This window comes from Roseovarius sp. 217, assembly GCF_000152845.1.
Lineage (GTDB): Bacteria > Pseudomonadota > Alphaproteobacteria > Rhodobacterales > Rhodobacteraceae > Roseovarius.
In genome coordinates, this window is sequence record NZ_CH902586.1 from 11,601 (window position 1) to 27,861 (window position 16,261).

Below are 16,261 nucleotides of genomic sequence, written 5' to 3' on the forward strand. Positions count from 1 at the left end.
TTCCGGCCCCGAAGGCGGGGTGAAGGGGCGGCCCCCGTGACGGCTTTCGCAGCCCATGAAGGCCGCGCGGGTTGTCGCGCGGATGAGACAGGCCCGGAGGCAAGAAACAGATGACGATCCACACCCACGACGACGCGTATGAACCCGCCCACACCGCATCCCAGACCGCCCATGCGCTCGACGAGTTGCAGCTTTATGGCTTCCGTCCTTTTGATGAGCCCGATCCGCGCCCGATGCCCGATGGGCAGCGCCTTGCGGTCGCCGTCGCCGACATCTTCGATGCCCTCGTCGCGAGCCTTGAAGACACCCGCATGGAACCCGACCTCGAAGAGGTGCTCTGGGGCCAGGTCAACCTCTTTCACCGCGCCACGGCGAGGATTGAGCGGTCGCTCGACGAGAACGAACAGGCGCAGCGCCGCCTCCAGCGCGAGCAGGACGGCTCCGAGGTGAAATCCGTCGAGCTCGAGCGCCTGACGGCCGAAGGCCTGACGCTGATCGAACGACGCAACTGCATGGACATGATGCGCGATCACGCCGCCACCGAGTTTGTCCATCACACGGGATCGACCTGGCGCCCCCGCACCGGCTCGATGGTGAACCGCCAGCACATGACCGCGGCGCTGATCGACAGCCGCGATTTCCTGGCCGCCAAGCGCCGCGCGGAAACCGAGGTGATGCTCCCCGCAGGCCCCAAGGTTGCCCTCACCGGCGGGACCGACTTCAACGATCACCGCCTGATCTGGGGCAAGCTCGATCAGGTCCGGACCAAGTATCCCGACGTGGTCCTCCTCCACGGGGGCAGCCCAAAGGGCGCAGAACTCATTGCCGCCAAATGGGCCGAGTCCCGGGGCGTGACGCAGGTCGCCTTCAAGCCTGACTGGACCAAGCATGCCAAGGCCGCGCCCTTCAAGCGCAACGACGCCATGCTGGATGTGCTGCCCGTGGGTGTTCTGGTGTTCCCCGGCACGGGTATCCAGGAGAACCTTGCCGACAAGGCCAAGAAGCTCGGCATCCCGGTCATGAAGTTCGAGACGGGGGCGTGAGCCCCCTTTTCCCCTTGCGGGGAAATCAAGGTGGAAGCACGCGCTTGCACCTGATATCATGGCATAAACCCCGCAACCGGATTGCGACATGTTTGATAGCGTCAGCCAACTGGAGATCTTCCCCACCGAGCTGCAGATGCGGCGGGTCGATCCCGCATGCAACATGCGTCGCTTCTACTGCATGAGTATCCAGCCTGACCTGTTTGGTGGCGCAAGCCTTGTGCGTGAATGGGGGCGGATCGGTGCGCGCGGTCAGATGATGATCGAGCAGCATCCCGATGAAGGGCGCGCCGTCACCGCGCTGATGAAACTCGCGCGCGCGAAACAGCGGCGGGGATATGCGTGACGCGCCAGCCGATACGGTACGAAACCAGCGCAAGGGGAGGCGGATGACACTCGACACGGACAAGATCGATGACGCAGCCCTCGCGATCCTCAGCCTGACGCTACATGACGGTGATCGGGTCTGGAAGGGGGTCGATTGGCACATCACCAACCGGCTTTTCGAGAAAGGCCTGATCCATGATCCCAAAAACAAGGCGAAGTCGCTGAGCCTGACCCCAGAGGGGGTCGCGCATGCGCGGGAAATTCTCGCGCGGGAGTTCAGCAAGGCCGAGTGACGGGCGGCTTTGCGGGTGACCTTCCAGTCGTTCGCTGCATCTGCGCGCAATTTGCCCGCATCCGCAGCATTAGCAACGTGCACGGCGTATTTTGTTGAAAAACTCGTGCTTGATCGAAGCGTAAGTTGCTGATTCACTTCTTCTGACCAGCGGGAGAATTGAGCAATGTTGGGACCGAGACAGGAAGCGCAGGCAGCACTTTTCTACGAGTTCTCGCTTGAGGATCACGTTCCGCAAGACCACCTTCTTCGCTCCATCGACCGGTTTGTCGATCTGAACAGCATCCGCACCCATCTTGCCGGTTTCTACAGTCACACCGGCCGTCCGTCGGTCGATCCCGAACTGCTGATCCGGATGCTGCTGGTCGGGTATTGCTTCGGCATCCGGTCCGAACGGCGGCTGTGCGAAGAGGTGCATCTGAACCTCGCGTATCGCTGGTTCTGCCGGCTTGACCTGAGTGACCGGGTCCCGGATCATTCGACATTTTCCAAGAACCGACATGGGCGTTTCCGCGACAGCGAACTTCTGCGACACCTGTTCGAGACGACTGTCGCGCGCTGCATCGCGGAGGGTCTGGTCAGTGGCCAACGCATGGCCATCGACGCCAGCCTGATCGAGGCGGATGCCAACAAGCAGAACTCGACACCGAAGGACGACTGGGACGCGGCGCGGATTGATCCGGCGGATGCACCCCGTGCCGTGCGCGAGTATCTCGACACGCTGGATGAGGCGGCATTCGGCGCTGCCAGCGAGGTGCAGCCCAAGTTCACCTCGCATTCGGACCCGGCCAGCCAGTGGACCGCCGCGCGCAAGGGGCCCGCTTTCTTCAGCTATTCCGACAACTACCTGATCGACACGGATCATGGCGTGATTGTCGATGTAGAAGCCACAAGGTCGATCCGGCAGGCCGAGGTCGGATCGACCAAGACCATGCTGAAGCGGGTGAAGGCCAGGTTCGATCTGCACCCCGAACGCCTGATCGCGGATACGGCTTACGGCACCGGGCCGATGCTGGGCTGGCTGGTCGATCGCAAGATCGCGCCGCACATCCCGGTTATAGACAAGTCCGGACGCAACGACGGCACTTGGACGCGGGCAGAGTTCGAGTGGGACGCCGAGAACGACCAATATATCTGCCCCGAGGGCCATGAGCTGAAGCAGTTCCGCCGCAACTACTCGGACCCGAACCGGGGACCAACCGGCAAGGGCACAGCCCGTTACCGCGCATTGAAGGACGTCTGCCAGGCGTGCCCATCCAAAGCCAAATGCTGCCCCAACGCCGAGGCGCGCAAGATCACCCGCGAAGAGCATGAAGACGCCCGCCAAGTCGCCCGCGACATCGCCAAGACCCGCCAATACGACATCTCGATGAAGCTCCGAAAAAAGGTCGAGATGCTATTTGCCCACCTCAAACGCATCCTTGGCTTAGGCCGACTGCGATTACGTGGTCCATGCGGCGCAAATGACGAATTCCTCCTCGCCGCAACCGCCCAGAACCTCCGGAAACTGGCCAAGATCTTTCCCGCACCGCAGCAAACGCGAAAAGCCTGACAGGAAAGGCGCTCGCGCCGCATTTGGAACAGACATTTCTGCGCTCGCAAACGTTAGTTTTTCCACACAATCGGCGGAAAGTGTGAATTCGCTGCACCTGCGCAGATGTTACGGCAGTTTGATAAAAGCTGACGTTCGAAGGTCGAAAGAATTCGGCAAATTATCTGCAACCCGCGTCATGATCGGCTGTGTGCCTGGCGCAGAATCCTGGCTTTGCAAAGTCAGGGTTTCCTGGCGTGGGACACTGTCACGACGGTGCCTGACCTGTATCCAAAACAGCATCGACCTTCTGCGGCGCGCCTCGCTTCAAGAGGTATTCGCGGGAGTAAGAATGTTTGAGTCTGGCGCTGCGACCGAAGTCCGGGCGTGCCCGCAATTATTACGGCGCGTGCCCGATGTCAGGCTTTCCTCGGACGAGCAAACTCAACTTCCGCTGCCGACCACTGCGACTGCTTCAATTTCAACCAACAGTGCAGGCATGACGAGAGCCGGTGTCGCATAGGCAGCACTGGCGGGAACACCTGCGGGGAAAGCTTCAGTACGCGCCCTGCTGAATTCGCCATATTGAGATATGTCGGTCAGGAACGTGTTTATCTTTATGACGTCGGCCATGCTGGCCCCGGCGGATGCAAGCAACTCTTCGATATTCTTCAGGGTCTGTTTTGATTGCGTGTACATGTCCTCGCCTACAACATTCCCGTCACTGTCGAATGCGACCAATCCCGAGGTGTAGATGGTGTCGCCAATTTTCACTCCAGCGGAAAGATTGAACTTCTTGGTCCAGGCCCATCGAGGATCGAGGCGCTGCTGTTTCATGTCTTGCTCCCAAGCTGAAAGGCTACTGGTTCAGATCCGTGCTTATCAGAGTTCCGGGATCTCGCGCAGGAAAATCTGGCAGCCCGGCCTATTCAAGCGACTTCCCGTCCGGCCTGAACTACATGACAGCCCTGAAAATGATGCTGAAATGATCCACTCGGATTATCTACTTCAAATCACGCTTTTCGATCTCGCAAGACCTGAAGGTCTCTGGGCGGTACGGTGGGGCCCCAGCCTCGTTTATCATCAACAATCGCCTCAAGACAGCTGTCAGGCGTTACCGCAAAGACTTGCGCGGCCTCAAAGCAGTGCTGTGGCTTTTCGAGCGCACGGATGAGCACGCCACCTCCCGCCCACTATCGCAAGCCTGTCAGTCGTTTTCAGAGATGTCGTTGCGGCCATCGAGCATGCCAGAGAAGGCCTTTAACTGCCCCCGGCGGTAGGCGAGCACTACGACGTCTTCGGTGGAGATCTCGTTGCGTGCGAGCTCGGCCACGAGACCGCTTCGATCTTCGAGCGGCCTAACCTCTCCGACCGAGCTGTTGACCTCAGTTCGCCCAATTGGCGATGACGTCGTAGCCCTCGGCCGTAGGTGGGCCTTCCAGATGCTCTGCGAACTGGCCCCATAGTGCCTGCACCTGTTCCGCGTTCGCATCTGATGTCTCTTCGCTCTCAACCACCGAGATCACGTAGCCACTGCCGTCCTCGTTCATCACGTTGACGAAGTTGTGCAGGCCGTTCATGCCCATGATCGTGTCCTTCAACCGATTCAGCAACACTGTCGCGGCATCCCGTGATCCAGGCTTCATCTTGTACTTCGTCACGCGTGCAAACATCGTCTATCTCCTCAAGCTTCTCGTTGGGTATCAATCCGCCGCAAACAGCCCAGCATACGCACCTTAGCACACGGCGACCAACCGGCTCAGAGAATTTAGATCGAAATCAATAGAACGCTGCACGGGGTACGAAAGGCAGAATTGCGAAAGTTGCACCGCGGCGTCGATCTGTAGAGGTGGCGGTGGTTTTGGGCCGTTCGTGACGGTCCCGCAGTCATGGCGAAAAGTGTGAGTTCATTGCACCTGCAAGGGCTTCTGTCAAAGACATGAAAGCTGCCATTCACGGCTCAGGCTCAACGTCACCATGCTGCACCAAGCACCAAGGTCAGTACGCGGAGAGCGGACTTTGTAAAGTTTCCCACCGCGTGCATGATTGACGGACCATCCAATCCATAAGCGACATTCAACGGGCGCGTCACTCTACAGCTGTCGTCGAGCGCCGGAAGGCTGAAGGCGGCGCCCGACCGATTTTCTGAGGTTGCACCTTATGCCTTAGCGATCCTGACGGGTGGGTTCGGGGGCCGATGCGGGGCGCGTCATTGTCTGCGTCCGCGTCACCGTGTCCTGTGTCTTGCGCTTCGTTTCGAAAGCGCCCTCGGCGGGCCAGAGCGACGGGACATGGGGCATGCCGTTCATGGCATAGGCACCGGAGGCGAGCGTCAGGCCGAAGACGGTGGCGATCAAAGTAAGGCGGGTCATGATATCGTCCTTTCAATGGGGCGGGCCTTTTTGGCGCGCTGTGATCTTATGTCATTGAGGTTAGGCCGGGGCGGCGGGTGACGCATGGGCAACTTTACCCAAGGCGATCGGATTTTTTGCGGGTAAGATGGGTCTGCGGCCCGTGATTTCGCCGCGTGATTTTCCCGAGAGGTATTCGAGATGAAACCCGTCGAGATTTCGCATGCAGAGCTGAGCGGCCTGATCGGCCTGATCTACGAATCGGCCCTTGAGGACCCGCAGTGGAAACGGTTTCTGGACCGGATGGCGCAGCTTTTTCCGGCGACGAGTGCCATGGTTCTCGGTCATCAGGGCAACAGGTTGTTTCCCGCCTATACGGGAACCGGGGTGCGGCACGAGAGGTTCGAGCGCGCGGGCATCGAGGTCGATTTCGTGAACCGTCGGAATGAGAATGCGCTCACATCCAATGCGAAGATGCCAAACGGCTTTGTCGGGCGCACCCGGAAGCTGGCCGACCATGAGGTGTTCTTCAGCTCGAATTTTCATCGCACATTGATGGCCCCAATGGGGCAGGGCCATTTCATGACCCTCAAGCTTGATTCTCACAGTGATCGCGGGGCGTTTATCGTATTCTCGGTCTCTGCCGATCCCGAAGTGGAAGCGGCCACGCATGATCCGCTCTTCGAGACGCTGAAGCTGCTCGCGCCGCACGCGGTGCGCGCGTTGAAGATGGCGCGGGCGCTGAGCATGGCGCGCAACGCGCTGAGCGTGATGGGCGGGTTTCTCGACACTATCGTGCTGCCGATGGTGGTGGTGACGGGCCGGACCGAGTTTGTCTTTGCCAATGCCGCCGGGCGGCGGCTCTTGGCGCGCGAGGTGCCGATGCGGGTAGCCGGGGATGGCCGGCTGCAGATGCAGGACGCTCAGGACGCCCGCGCCTTTGCCGCCAAGCTGCGCGAGATGGAGGGGCAGCCGGTGGCGGCAGGGCTACGGGTCGAGGGCGAGGACGGCCCGCTCTCGCTCTGCCTCACGCCGTTCCGGCCCAGCCTGAGCGATGTGAGCCCGCTCGACCGCGATCTCTTGCAGGAGGAGCGGCTGTTTGCGGTCTTCATCGGGCAGCGCGGCGGGGACGCGATCAATCTGGGCCTGTTGCGCGATGTCTATGAGCTGACCGCGCGCGAGGCGGAGGTGTGTGGCGCGCTGCTGGCCGGTCAAAGCCCGGCACAGATCGCCGACGGCTCGGGGCGCGCGCTCAAGACGGTGCGCAACCAGATCCAGGCGGTGTATGAAAAGGTCGGCGTTACATCGGTGGCGGAACTGAGCGAGGCGCTGTCGGTGTTTCGCACGGTGGGGGCGGTGTTTGACGGGGGCGCGGGCCCACCGCAATTGACAGGGGGCGGGCGCCATGCAGGTTGAAATCAGTCTTGATACGTTGAGCGAGCTGATCGGCCTGGTCTACGATTCCGCGCTGGAGCCAAACCAGTGGCGGGTCCTCAATGCGCGTATCGTCGAGATGTTTCCGGGCCATGTCGCCACGGTGCTGACGCGCGATGGCAACAGGCTGCTTGGGGTCTATACCCCGGTTGGCTTCAATTCCCGTGTGCAGTCTCTCTATGAGACAATGACCGAAGAGGGCCAGTTGACTGATGCGGACTCGGCGGTGACGCCCGATCATCTCAGCCTGATCAGCCGGGAGGGCGAGCCGCAGGTCGGTGACGTGACCCAGACCAGAACGGCAATGAGTGAAGAGGAGTTTCGCAGCACGGCCGCCTACAGGACGTTCCTGAAGCCTGCCGGGCTGGGGCATTGGACCGCGCTGCGCTTTGCCCAAAATGGCACGCGCATTGCCATACTGACCTATTGCGAGAACGAGCGCGACCCGACGCCGAAAGACACTGACGGCTTGCGCCGCGTGCTGGAACTAATCTCGCCGCATATTGTGCGGGGCGCGCGCATCGCTCGGGCGCTTTACATGGCCAAAGAGGCCGCCGAGACCTACAAGGGCTTTCTCGACGGGATCGCCCTGCCGCTGCTGATCGCCGATGCCGAGGGCCAGTTGCAGGTCGCCAACCGGGCCGGACAACGGCTGCTCGACCGCGGCGCGGTGTTCGAGGCGCGCCGCAATCGGCTGCGCCTGCTGAACGACGAGGACGATCACGGGTTCCGAAGGGCGCTGCGCGGGATCGCGGCGGACAGCACGCCGCGAGGGCAGCGCATCGCGGCGGAGGGCGGCGCGCTCTCGCTCTGCATAGCGCCGTTTCACCCGTCGATGAGCACGCATCTGTCTTCGGAACTCGACGTCTATCGCCGTCAGCCGCTATACGCTGTCTTCGTCGGCACGCAGGGAAAACATGCGGTCAATACCGGGCTCTTGCGCGACGTGTTCGATCTGACCGCGCGCGAGGCAGAGGTTTGCGCCGCGCTTCTGGCCGGTCAGAACCCGGCGCAGATCGCCGAAGGCTCGGGGCGCGCGCTCAAGACCGTGCGCAACCAGATTCAGGCTGTGCATGAGAAGGTGGGCGTCACCTCGGTGGCGGAACTGAGCGAGGCGCTGTCGGTGTTTCGCGCGGTCGGGGCGATGTTCGACGGGCGCGCGGGGCCACCGCAATTGACAGGGGGCGGGCGCCATGCAGGTTGAAATCAGCCATAAAGAGCTGAGTGGCCTGATCGGGCTGATCTACGAGTCGGCCCTTGAGGACCCGCAATGGAAACGGTTTCTGGACCGGATGGGGCAGCTTTATCCGGGTATCGGCGCGCTGGTTTATGGGCACGAAGGGGAGCGGATGTTTCCGGCTTACGTGCAGACGCAAGACTTTTTGTCGGATGAAGCCGAGGTTGATGTTTTTACCCCCGACAAGCAGTCCGCTCTGACGGCGACGCTTCGTGCCCCCAACGCTGTTTGACACGAGGGGCGGACAACGGACCTTCGCTGTACGCCTTTCGAATGTCAGATTTGCGGCTTCGCAGCAAATCCCGCAGCACAAAGCCGGTCTCGAAACTCCTGCATCTTCGCTGGATCCCGCAGCGGAATGCGTTCGGCATCCGCGAGCGAGATGCCCGGCAGCACAGCCTGACAGGCTGCGACAGCGGCACGCGCCGGTTCGGGTCGCCCGAGTGCGACGTGACTTGCCACCAACAGGAAATGCGCGAGATACCAGCGCGGCATGCGGTGTATGGCACGTTCAGCCCAGAGGATCGCCGCGTCGAAATCGCCTGCGGTGTAATGGGCCAATGCCAGACCCGAAAAGCGAAAGAAGATGCTGGGATCGCGCGGATTCATCCGGATCGCGACTTCCTGGTTCGCGATAGCCTCCTCGGCCCGACCGGCAATTGCGAGCGCGGTGCCGAGGCTGCCATAGGCAACTGAGCAGTTGGGATTGAGCTCGACCGCACGCTCAAGGGCCGCGATCCCCTCATCGAGCCGGTGCAATCCCCAGCAACTGATGCCAAGCGCCCAATGCGCATATTCATTGCGGTCGTCGAGCCGCGTGGCGCGCCGGGCAAGGGCGTAGGCCGCTTCCATGGCAGGGCCCGGGTCCTCGGCAAAACCCATCAAGGCGATGTGGTGATTGATCAGCGACAGGACCATGTTGGACTCGGCGCTTTCCGGGTCGATCGCAAGAGCGCGCTCCAGCAAAGTCTTGGCCGAGGCATAGGCCTCGGGCGTGAAATCATAGAGCAGGTGCCAGGACCGCATGGTCAGCTCCCACACGGTCAGGTCCGGGCGGTTCAGGCGTTCGACAGGTGCCTCGACGGTGCTGCGATGCACGATGGTCTGGACCTGCGCGACAACCTGCCGGGTGATCTCGTCCTGCAGGTCGAACACGTCCTCGATGCGGCCGTCATAGCGCTCGGACCAGACATGCCCACCGGTCAGCCCGTCGATCAGCTGTGCCGTGACGCGCACCCGCTCGCCGGCACGACGGACGCTGCCCTCCAGCACAAAGCGCACGCCAAGTTCGGTGGAGACGCGCCGGATATCGACGCTTTCGCCCTTGTAGGTGAAGGTGGTGTTGCGCGCGATGATGAACAGCCAGGGCGACCGGGAAAGGGCGGTGATGATGTCGGCAGTAATCGCATCCGAGAAATATTCCTGCCCGGGATCGTCCGACATATTCTCAAAGGCGAGCACCGCAATCGAGGGCTTGTCGGGGCGCGGCGGCAGGTCCGGTGCCGGATCGGCGGGCGATACGTCCTCGATGCGCTTGCGCAGGTCGAGCTTGGTGGAGACCCCGAGTTTCCGGTAGATCGTCGCAAGATGCGTGCGCACGGTCGAGGGGGCAAGGTTCAGACGGTCGGCGATCTGCTGATACGTCTCACCGTCGGCGAAGGCTTTGGCAATCTGGCGTTCACGCGGGCTGAGCGGATTGGCGGCAAGGCTCATGTCCGCGTCGCCTTCTGACGCAAGGCGTCGATCATCCGCGCATTGTCGAGCGCGATGACGCTCTGATCGGCAAAGCTCTGTGCCAGCGTGGTGGACTGCGCGCTGAAGGGCCGGACGGTTTGGCGGTAGATCGTGAAGGCACCGACCAGCGTATCGCCCGACATCATCGGAATGGCGACAAAGGACCGCGCGCCGCCGAGGACCGCGGTGGCATGGCGCAGCGGATCGTCGGTCTGGAAGATTTCCTCGGCCCGGACATCGTAGATATTCACGACACTGCGGCTCTGCGCGAGACGCCCGAGACCGGTGCGCGGGCCCGCCTGAAAGAGGCCCTGCGCGTTGAACCAGTCGCGGAACGGGGTCGGGATGCCCCGCGTATGGCTGGCCGCAAACCGCCCTTGCCCGTGATGCTCGAAGAGGATGCCGAACTCCGCCTCGCAGAGGTCAAGTGCAAAACCGAGGATCGCCGACATCACGGCGTCGATGTCGCCGCGCGACCGGCTGATGATGTGCAGCACTTCGGCCAGGGTCTGTTCGCGGCGCAGGGCCTCCTCGAGGCTCAGTGCGAGTTCCGAGATGATCGCCGCATGATCGGTCTGCATGTCTGAGGCGGGCTGCGCACCGCCCAGCCGGGCATGCAGGTCCAGCTTGGATGACACTTCGAGCTTGCGGTAGATCGTGGCGAGATGGGTGCGCACGGTCGACGGCGCGATGCCCAGCCGCGCCGCAATGGCCTGATAGGTATCGCCCTGCGCATAGGCGCTGGCGATCTCGATCTCGCGCGGGCTGAGGATTTCGTCGGGCGACACGGGACAGGCACATCCTTCGGCAGGGTTTCTCCCCGATCCTCTGGCACCGGGGTCAATCAGGCAATCCTGCAAATGCTGTAGCAGAATACTGCACGCTCGGGGCGCAGAATACAGCAACTGGCCGATATTCAAGGCCCGGCCACAGGCGCATCCTGATCGCAGGATCAACAGGGAGGCGGACCAATGACACTTGAACGGACAGCACGGAATTTCTTCGAGGCCTGCGAAACCGGCGGCGGCTGGGCCGCCTGCAAGGCATTTTGTCATGATCGTGCGAGCTTTTCCTGTCAGGCCGACGCACTGGCGGACACGACCACGCTGGAAGATTACGCGGAATGGGCGAAAGGCCTCCTGGGTCCGATCCCGGACGGGCGCTATGACCTGACCGCCTTTGCGGTTGATGCGGATCGAAGCACGGTGGTCGCCTCGGCGGTGTTCCAAGGCACCCAGACCGGCGCAGGCGGGCCGGGCGCGCCGACAGGAAAGGCCGTCGCATCCGACTACGCCTATGTCATGCGCTTCGACGGGGATCGCATCGCGCATATGACCAAGATCTGGAACGACGCGCAGGCGCTGCGTCAGCTCGGCTGGGCGTGATGCGCTGGCGCATCCTGGCGCTGCTCTTTCTCGCCCGTGTCGGGGCCGGTTTCCAGTTTCAGACCATGGGGTCGGTCGGCACTGAGCTTTCGGGTGCCTTCGGCCTCGACAATGCCGAGATCGGGCTCATGATCGGTCTGTTCATGGCACCGGGCCTTCTGCTCGCCTTGCCGGCCGGGTTTTCCGGGCGCTTCGTCTCGGATCGCATGCTGGTCGGACTGGGGCTTGCGGCGCTGGCACTGGGCGGCGCGATTTCTGCTCTGGCGACAGCCCCTGTCGGTATCGGTGCCGGTCGGGTGCTCTCCGGTGCCGGGTTCGTGATTGCGGGGCTCTATTTCACCAAGATGGTGGCGGACTGGTTCGAGGGCCGCGAGATCGCCACGGCGATGAGTGTTCTCGTGATGAGCTGGCCCTTCGGCATCGCCATGGGGCAGGTCGGGCACACCTGGCTGACAGAGATCCATGGCTGGCGCGCGCCTTTTGCAGTCGCCTCGGTCTGGTGCGCCCTTGCGGCCCTTGCGGTCTTCACGCTCTATCGTCCACCGAACGGCCTACCCTCCGGTGCAGGCACCTGGATAAAGGGGCTCCTGCCGCATGAGTGGGGGCTGGTTGTCTGTGCAGGCACCGCCTGGGGCGTTTTCAACGCGGGGTATGTCGTCTACCTGAGCTTCGGCCCGAGCATGCTCGAGGCGCAGGGCATGGGCACCTTGGCCGCGGCTTCGGTGATCAGCGTCGGCAGCTGGCTGATGATCCTGTCGGGGGCTGTCTGTGGTCAGATCGCAGACCGCTTCGGGCGACGCGAGACAATTCTGGCTATCTGCACCGCCGCTGCGGTTCTTTCCCTGCTGTTGCTCAAGATGCCCGGCACTGGGCTGGCGGCAAGCCTGCTCTTCGGCCTGGTCGGGATGGCACCTGCCGGCGTCATCATGGCGCTGGCAGGTCAGGCGGTGGCGCCCGAACGACGCGCGTTCGGCATGGGGGTGTTTTTCACCACCTATTATGCCATCATGACCGCAAGCCCACCGATTGCGGGCTGGCTCTTCGACCAAAACGGGGTGCCAGACAGCGCCATCCTCTTCGGTGCCGCGATTTTTGCTCTCGTCTTACCCGTCGCCATTATATTCCGGATGCTCAAGACCGGAGCCGCCGCAGAACCACTGAAGGAAACGGCCTGATGCTGATCCGAAAGACAATGCTGATCCGGGACCGGACCGAGACCGACGAGATGGGCACCCCCTGCGCCCCTCTCACCCGCGTAGCGGCGTTGGCCGTGCTGCGCAATCCCTTTGCCGGGATCGATCAGGACGACCTCACAGAACTATTCGAATTCGGCGCAACGCTTGGCGCGCAACTGGCCGCAGAGGCCGTGGCCGCCCTCGATACGCCGCCCGTCAGCTACGGCAAGGCCGCCACCGTCGGCGCTCATGGCGCGGCAGAGCACGGCGCGGCACTCTTGCATCCGCGACTGGGAAAACCCGTGCGCGCGGCGATCGGCGGCGGTCAAGCACTCATGCCCTCGATTGTGAAACTGGGTGGTCTTGGCTGTTTCATCGATCTGCCGCTCGGGCACAAGGACGAGGCCTGGTCCTTCGATCACATCGATACCCTGAGCATTGCAGTGCCGGATGCACCGCTCCCAAACGAGATCGTCGTTTGTGTCGGCATGTCAGATGGCGCGCGCCCTCGGGCACGTGTAGGAAAAGGTCCAAGCCAATAAAGTTGCGGTCCATTTCTGCTGGACAGACGAACTCTTGATCGAAGCAGACATTCACTGTGACCCAAGCCGATGTCAGCAATGCCTCGGGGCCGTTTCACGTCGCTCAAGCAAGCGCGGCGGAATTCCCGACTTTCTCTGCAGGTGTGAATAGCTCGTGTCCGGGAGGGAAAAGCGGCCATTCACGGCAAGCATGATCATGACAGCGATGCCGCACCATGCATCGAGGTTGGCAATGCGCAGGAAGCGGAGTCTTCAAAGTCATGGCCGTTTCCCTACACCGGACCTGCGTGCTATGTGCAACGCATTCGGGCTCTGAGTCCATTCTTGCCTCCCGCCTTTTCCGCCAACTTGGCATAATCCTTTTACTTTGTCTTACAATTGGTTCAGCATCTCACCAAAGCGTTTGAGGGGCCGAGAGCACCAATGGCGACGACTGACGAAATGCGGGTGCTGCTTCAAAAGTATCTGGAGGCCTACCGTAAAAAAGATGCCGCAGGATGTGCGGCATGCTTCGCGTCGAACGCTGTGTTGTACTCTTCCTATGCAGCGCCTGCTGAGGGCCGCGACGCAATTGAAGATGTACATCGTGATTGGGTCTCTGAAGGTGGTGCTGACAAGACGCTGGATATTTTACGCGCAGGTTCTGACAGGGAAAGCTCTTGGTGCGTTGCGCGTTTTTCCGACGGAGATCCGCCAAACCAAGGGTTTTCATTGAATGTATTCGAACGCGATGAAAACGGAGCTTGGTTGATTTCCGTGAGCAGCCTCTCAGAGTACGAAGGCTAACCCAAAGGTGATGTTCAAGAGCAGGTCAATATGAAGGTAATAGAGGCGAATCCTGCTCAATTCGAAGCCGCTATCAAGCTGATGACGCATTGCTTTATTGACGATCCCGTGTGCCGATACCTCTACCCGAACACGTCCCAGTATCTCGAGTTTTTTCCTGAATATGTGCGCATTTACGGTGAGAAGGGCGTGGCGCGTGGCGGGGCCCATATTTGCGGTGACCGTGGTGCTGCGCTCTGGGTTCCACCGGATGTCCATCCTGACGAAAAGGCGCTCGATGCCCTTCTGACGCGTAGTGTTGCGCCTGAAGCTAAGGCTGAATTCTTCGATGTTTATTCTGAGTTTGATCGTGCACACCCATCAGAGCCTCATTGGTTTTTACCGTTGATGGGCGTTGATCCGTTTATGAAGAAACGGGGCATTGATGATGCATGGATTGAATATGTGCGATCAGGACGGAACGATCGCCTACCTCGAGTCAACAAAGCCAGAGAACGTCCCATTTTACGAGAGGTTTGGCTTCAGATCGCACTACACAATAGATGTGGGCGGTCACCCAAAGGTCGTCACGATGGTGAGACCAGCGAAGAAGGCAAATCCGTAGGAAGAAGGTCGACAAGCAGAGTGCGCGAAGGGTCGCTTCGTCCGGATACTGTTGAAAAAGTCCGTTGCTTGGCGTTCGAAGCTTTGATTCACTCTTTCTAAGAGTGGAGGGCATCGCGATGATGGGGCCAAGGCAAGTTGCGCAGGGCGCGCTGTTTTACGAGTTCTCGATCGAAGGGTTCGTGCCTCTGGATCACCCGGTGCGCGGTATCGACCGGTTCCTCGATCTATCGTATGTGCGGCCGCTGCTGGCACCTTACTATAGCTCTGGCGGCCGCCCGTCGATCGATCCTGAGCTGATGATCCGCATGTTGCTGCTGGGCTATTGCATGGGCATCCGGTCCGAGCGGCGGCTCTGCGAAGAGGTCCATGTCAATCTGGCGTATCGGTGGTTTTGCAGGCTCGATCTGACCGATGCGGTGCCCGATCATTCGACATTTTCCAAGAACCGCCACGGCCGCTTTCGCGAGAGCGGCCTGTTCAGGAATCTGTTCGAGACCGTCCTGCAACGCTGCATGGATGAAGGTTTGGTCGGCGGCCACAGCTTCGGCGTCGATGCCAGCCTGATACCGGCGAATGCCAATCAGACACGCGGCATCGACAGCAAGGAAGGCCTGCCGCCGGACCTCACGTCCCGCGCTGTGGACGAATATCTTGAAACACTCGACGATGCGGCCTTCGGCGCAGCAACCGACGCCATTCCCAAATACGTCTCGCCGGTGGACCCGGCCGCGCGCTGGACGGGTGCCGATGGCGGTGCCGCCTACTTTGCCTATTCCACCAACTATCTGGTGGATCTGGACAATGCCGTGATCGTGGATGTCGAACCCACAGCTCCGATCCGGCCAGCGGAGGCGCGTGCTGCGCGGGACATGATTGACCGGGTGCAGGCACGCTTCGGCATCAAACCTGGCAAGCTGGTCGGCGATACAGGCTACGGGTCGGCCGAGATGCTTGGCTGGCTGGTGGAGGACCGCAAGATCGCACCTCACATCCCGGTCTGGGACAAATCGAAACGCACCGACGGCACCTTCTCGCGTGAGGACTTTGCCTACGATACGACCGCCGACAGGTATACATGCCCTGCCGGAAATACGCTCGAGACGTCCCGCCGGAAATTCTCGAAGCCGCGCCCCACGAATGTCAGCAAGGACGGTTTGATCCGCTATAGGGCGCGCAAACAGGATTGCGAAACCTGTCATCTGAAAGCGCGATGCTGCCCGACCCAACCTGCCAGGAAAGTGCTCCGATCCGTTCACGAAGCAGCAAGAGATATCGCCCGCGACATCCGCAAAACCGACGCTTACATGACCTCGTTCATGCAAAGGCGAAAGGTCGAGATGCTTTTTGCCCATCTGAAGCGATACATCGGGCTGCGAACGATGCGACTGCGTGGACCCAAAGGCGCAACCGAGCAATTCCAGCTTGCAGCAACCGCCCAGAACCTCCGCAAACTGGCCAAATTGGTGCCCGTGCCAGCCCCCTCATGAGGGACTGGCAACCGGCTCACTTTGGATGCCGGTCAGAACGTTTCGATCGTCGACTTTTTCAACAGTATCTCCGCTCTACCGACCTTCACCCTCCGAAAATGCTGCACGATGCACGAATGGCCGGTCTGGTGAAGTTGCGCCGCAGCACCGGTCACCTTGGCGAGCGGCAGCAATGGGCCGAACACGATGCTGCACCTGCGAAAGAGGCTTCCATGCTGCGATGTGCGTGACTGTCTGCAATGGTGAAGGTTTCGACATGGGCAAGCCCCGCAAGCGGGGCCGGGCTGCTGAGGCTCCGCCCTGAATTCTGACCTTGCTGTCTTCCTGTGCC

20 protein-coding genes are annotated in these 16,261 nt (G+C 61.3%); 13 read left to right on the forward strand and 7 right to left on the reverse strand.

Translation table 11 applies throughout. The annotated features are described in order from the left end of the window. Positions 1-110 precede the first annotated feature (110 nt). The 4 genes from ROS217_RS21180 to ROS217_RS21195 all read left to right on the forward strand — a co-directional run bounded on the left by ROS217_RS21180 (position 111) and on the right by ROS217_RS21195 (position 3,214). Complete coding sequence (locus ROS217_RS21180) at positions 111-1,043, forward strand: DUF2493 domain-containing protein (protein WP_009819876.1); 933 nt, start codon at positions 111-113, stop codon at positions 1,041-1,043. A gap of 88 nt (positions 1,044-1,131) precedes the next feature. Next, complete coding sequence (locus ROS217_RS21185) at positions 1,132-1,389, forward strand: WGR domain-containing protein (protein ID WP_009819877.1); 258 nt, start codon at positions 1,132-1,134, stop codon at positions 1,387-1,389. A gap of 43 nt (positions 1,390-1,432) precedes the next feature. Then, a complete protein-coding gene (locus tag ROS217_RS21190) occupies positions 1,433-1,663 on the forward strand; it encodes a DUF6429 family protein (RefSeq protein ID WP_009819878.1) in 231 nt (76 codons plus the stop codon). Between the two features lie 165 nt (positions 1,664-1,828). After that, positions 1,829-3,214: an IS1182-like element ISRssp12 family transposase gene (locus ROS217_RS21195; protein WP_009819879.1), complete on the forward strand. Its 1,386-nt coding sequence runs from the start codon at positions 1,829-1,831 to the stop codon at positions 3,212-3,214. A 423-nt stretch (positions 3,215-3,637) separates the two neighbouring features. Here ROS217_RS21195 and ROS217_RS21200 read toward each other — a convergent pair whose 3' ends face one another. The 4 genes from ROS217_RS21200 to ROS217_RS21210 form a co-directional block, all read right to left on the reverse strand. Beyond that, positions 3,638-4,030, reverse strand: a complete 393-nt coding sequence (locus ROS217_RS21200; RefSeq protein WP_009819880.1) for a RidA family protein — start codon at positions 4,028-4,030, stop codon at positions 3,638-3,640. A 370-nt stretch (positions 4,031-4,400) separates the two neighbouring features. After that, positions 4,401-4,526 carry a hypothetical protein gene (locus ROS217_RS24930; RefSeq protein WP_009819881.1) on the reverse strand — a complete coding sequence of 42 codons (126 nt, stop codon included), beginning with the start codon at positions 4,524-4,526 and terminating at the stop codon, positions 4,401-4,403. 52 nt (positions 4,527-4,578) lie between these two features. Continuing rightward, entirely contained in the window at positions 4,579-4,866 is a 288-nt protein-coding gene (locus ROS217_RS21205) for a hypothetical protein (protein ID WP_009819882.1), read from the reverse strand. 492 nt (positions 4,867-5,358) lie between these two features. Next, positions 5,359-5,565, reverse strand: coding sequence for a hypothetical protein (locus ROS217_RS21210; RefSeq protein ID WP_009819883.1), 207 nt, complete (start codon positions 5,563-5,565; stop codon positions 5,359-5,361). A gap of 180 nt (positions 5,566-5,745) precedes the next feature. On the opposite strand from ROS217_RS21210, the gene ROS217_RS21215 reads away from it, so the two are divergent. From ROS217_RS21215 to ROS217_RS21225, 3 genes are read left to right on the forward strand one after another with little or no spacing between them, the layout of a single operon-like run. After that, on the forward strand, positions 5,746-6,960 hold the full coding sequence (locus ROS217_RS21215; protein WP_009819884.1) for a helix-turn-helix transcriptional regulator: 1,215 nt from the start codon (positions 5,746-5,748) through the stop codon (positions 6,958-6,960). Continuing rightward, positions 6,950-8,182 carry a helix-turn-helix transcriptional regulator gene (locus tag ROS217_RS21220; protein ID WP_009819885.1) on the forward strand — a complete coding sequence of 411 codons (1,233 nt, stop codon included), beginning with the start codon at positions 6,950-6,952 and terminating at the stop codon, positions 8,180-8,182. The genes ROS217_RS21215 and ROS217_RS21220 overlap by 11 nt, the downstream gene beginning before the upstream one ends. Further along, positions 8,172-8,447: a hypothetical protein gene (locus tag ROS217_RS21225; RefSeq protein ID WP_009819886.1), complete on the forward strand. Its 276-nt coding sequence runs from the start codon at positions 8,172-8,174 to the stop codon at positions 8,445-8,447. The genes ROS217_RS21220 and ROS217_RS21225 overlap by 11 nt, the downstream gene beginning before the upstream one ends. 44 nt (positions 8,448-8,491) lie before the next feature. On the opposite strand, the gene ROS217_RS21230 is transcribed toward ROS217_RS21225, so the two are convergent. Further along, entirely contained in the window at positions 8,492-9,928 is a 1,437-nt protein-coding gene (locus tag ROS217_RS21230) for a LuxR C-terminal-related transcriptional regulator (RefSeq protein WP_009819887.1), read from the reverse strand. Then, positions 9,925-10,737 (reverse strand): LuxR C-terminal-related transcriptional regulator, encoded by an 813-nt coding sequence (locus tag ROS217_RS21235; protein WP_009819888.1) that lies wholly within the window; start codon positions 10,735-10,737, stop codon positions 9,925-9,927. Before ROS217_RS21235 ends, ROS217_RS21230 begins: the two co-directional genes overlap by 4 nt. A 183-nt stretch (positions 10,738-10,920) precedes the next feature. Here ROS217_RS21235 and ROS217_RS21240 point away from each other — a divergent pair, with 183 nt between their 5' ends. The 6 genes from ROS217_RS21240 to ROS217_RS21260 all read left to right on the forward strand — a co-directional run bounded on the left by ROS217_RS21240 (position 10,921) and on the right by ROS217_RS21260 (position 15,930). Then, a complete protein-coding gene (locus ROS217_RS21240) occupies positions 10,921-11,334 on the forward strand; it encodes a nuclear transport factor 2 family protein (protein ID WP_009819889.1) in 414 nt (137 codons plus the stop codon). After that, the gene (locus tag ROS217_RS21245) at positions 11,334-12,509 is read left to right on the forward strand and encodes an MFS transporter (protein WP_009819890.1); all 1,176 of its coding nucleotides are present in this window, start codon (positions 11,334-11,336) and stop codon (positions 12,507-12,509) included. The genes ROS217_RS21240 and ROS217_RS21245 overlap by 1 nt, the downstream gene beginning before the upstream one ends. Then, entirely contained in the window at positions 12,509-13,051 is a 543-nt protein-coding gene (locus ROS217_RS21250) for an amino acid synthesis family protein (protein WP_009819891.1), read from the forward strand. Before ROS217_RS21245 ends, ROS217_RS21250 begins: the two co-directional genes overlap by 1 nt. Before the next feature lie 423 nt (positions 13,052-13,474). Beyond that, positions 13,475-13,837, forward strand: a complete 363-nt coding sequence (locus tag ROS217_RS24215) for a YybH family protein (RefSeq protein ID WP_009819892.1) — start codon at positions 13,475-13,477, stop codon at positions 13,835-13,837. A gap of 30 nt (positions 13,838-13,867) precedes the next feature. Next, positions 13,868-14,542, forward strand: coding sequence for a hypothetical protein (locus ROS217_RS24220; RefSeq protein ID WP_157046742.1), 675 nt, complete (start codon positions 13,868-13,870; stop codon positions 14,540-14,542). A 17-nt stretch (positions 14,543-14,559) separates the two neighbouring features. Next, a complete protein-coding gene (locus ROS217_RS21260) occupies positions 14,560-15,930 on the forward strand; it encodes an IS1182 family transposase (RefSeq protein ID WP_040652136.1) in 1,371 nt (456 codons plus the stop codon). 32 nt (positions 15,931-15,962) lie between these two features. Here ROS217_RS21260 and ROS217_RS24560 read toward each other — a convergent pair whose 3' ends face one another. Continuing rightward, on the reverse strand, positions 15,963-16,115 hold the full coding sequence (locus tag ROS217_RS24560; RefSeq protein WP_217623022.1) for a hypothetical protein: 153 nt from the start codon (positions 16,113-16,115) through the stop codon (positions 15,963-15,965). Positions 16,116-16,261 lie beyond the last annotated feature (146 nt).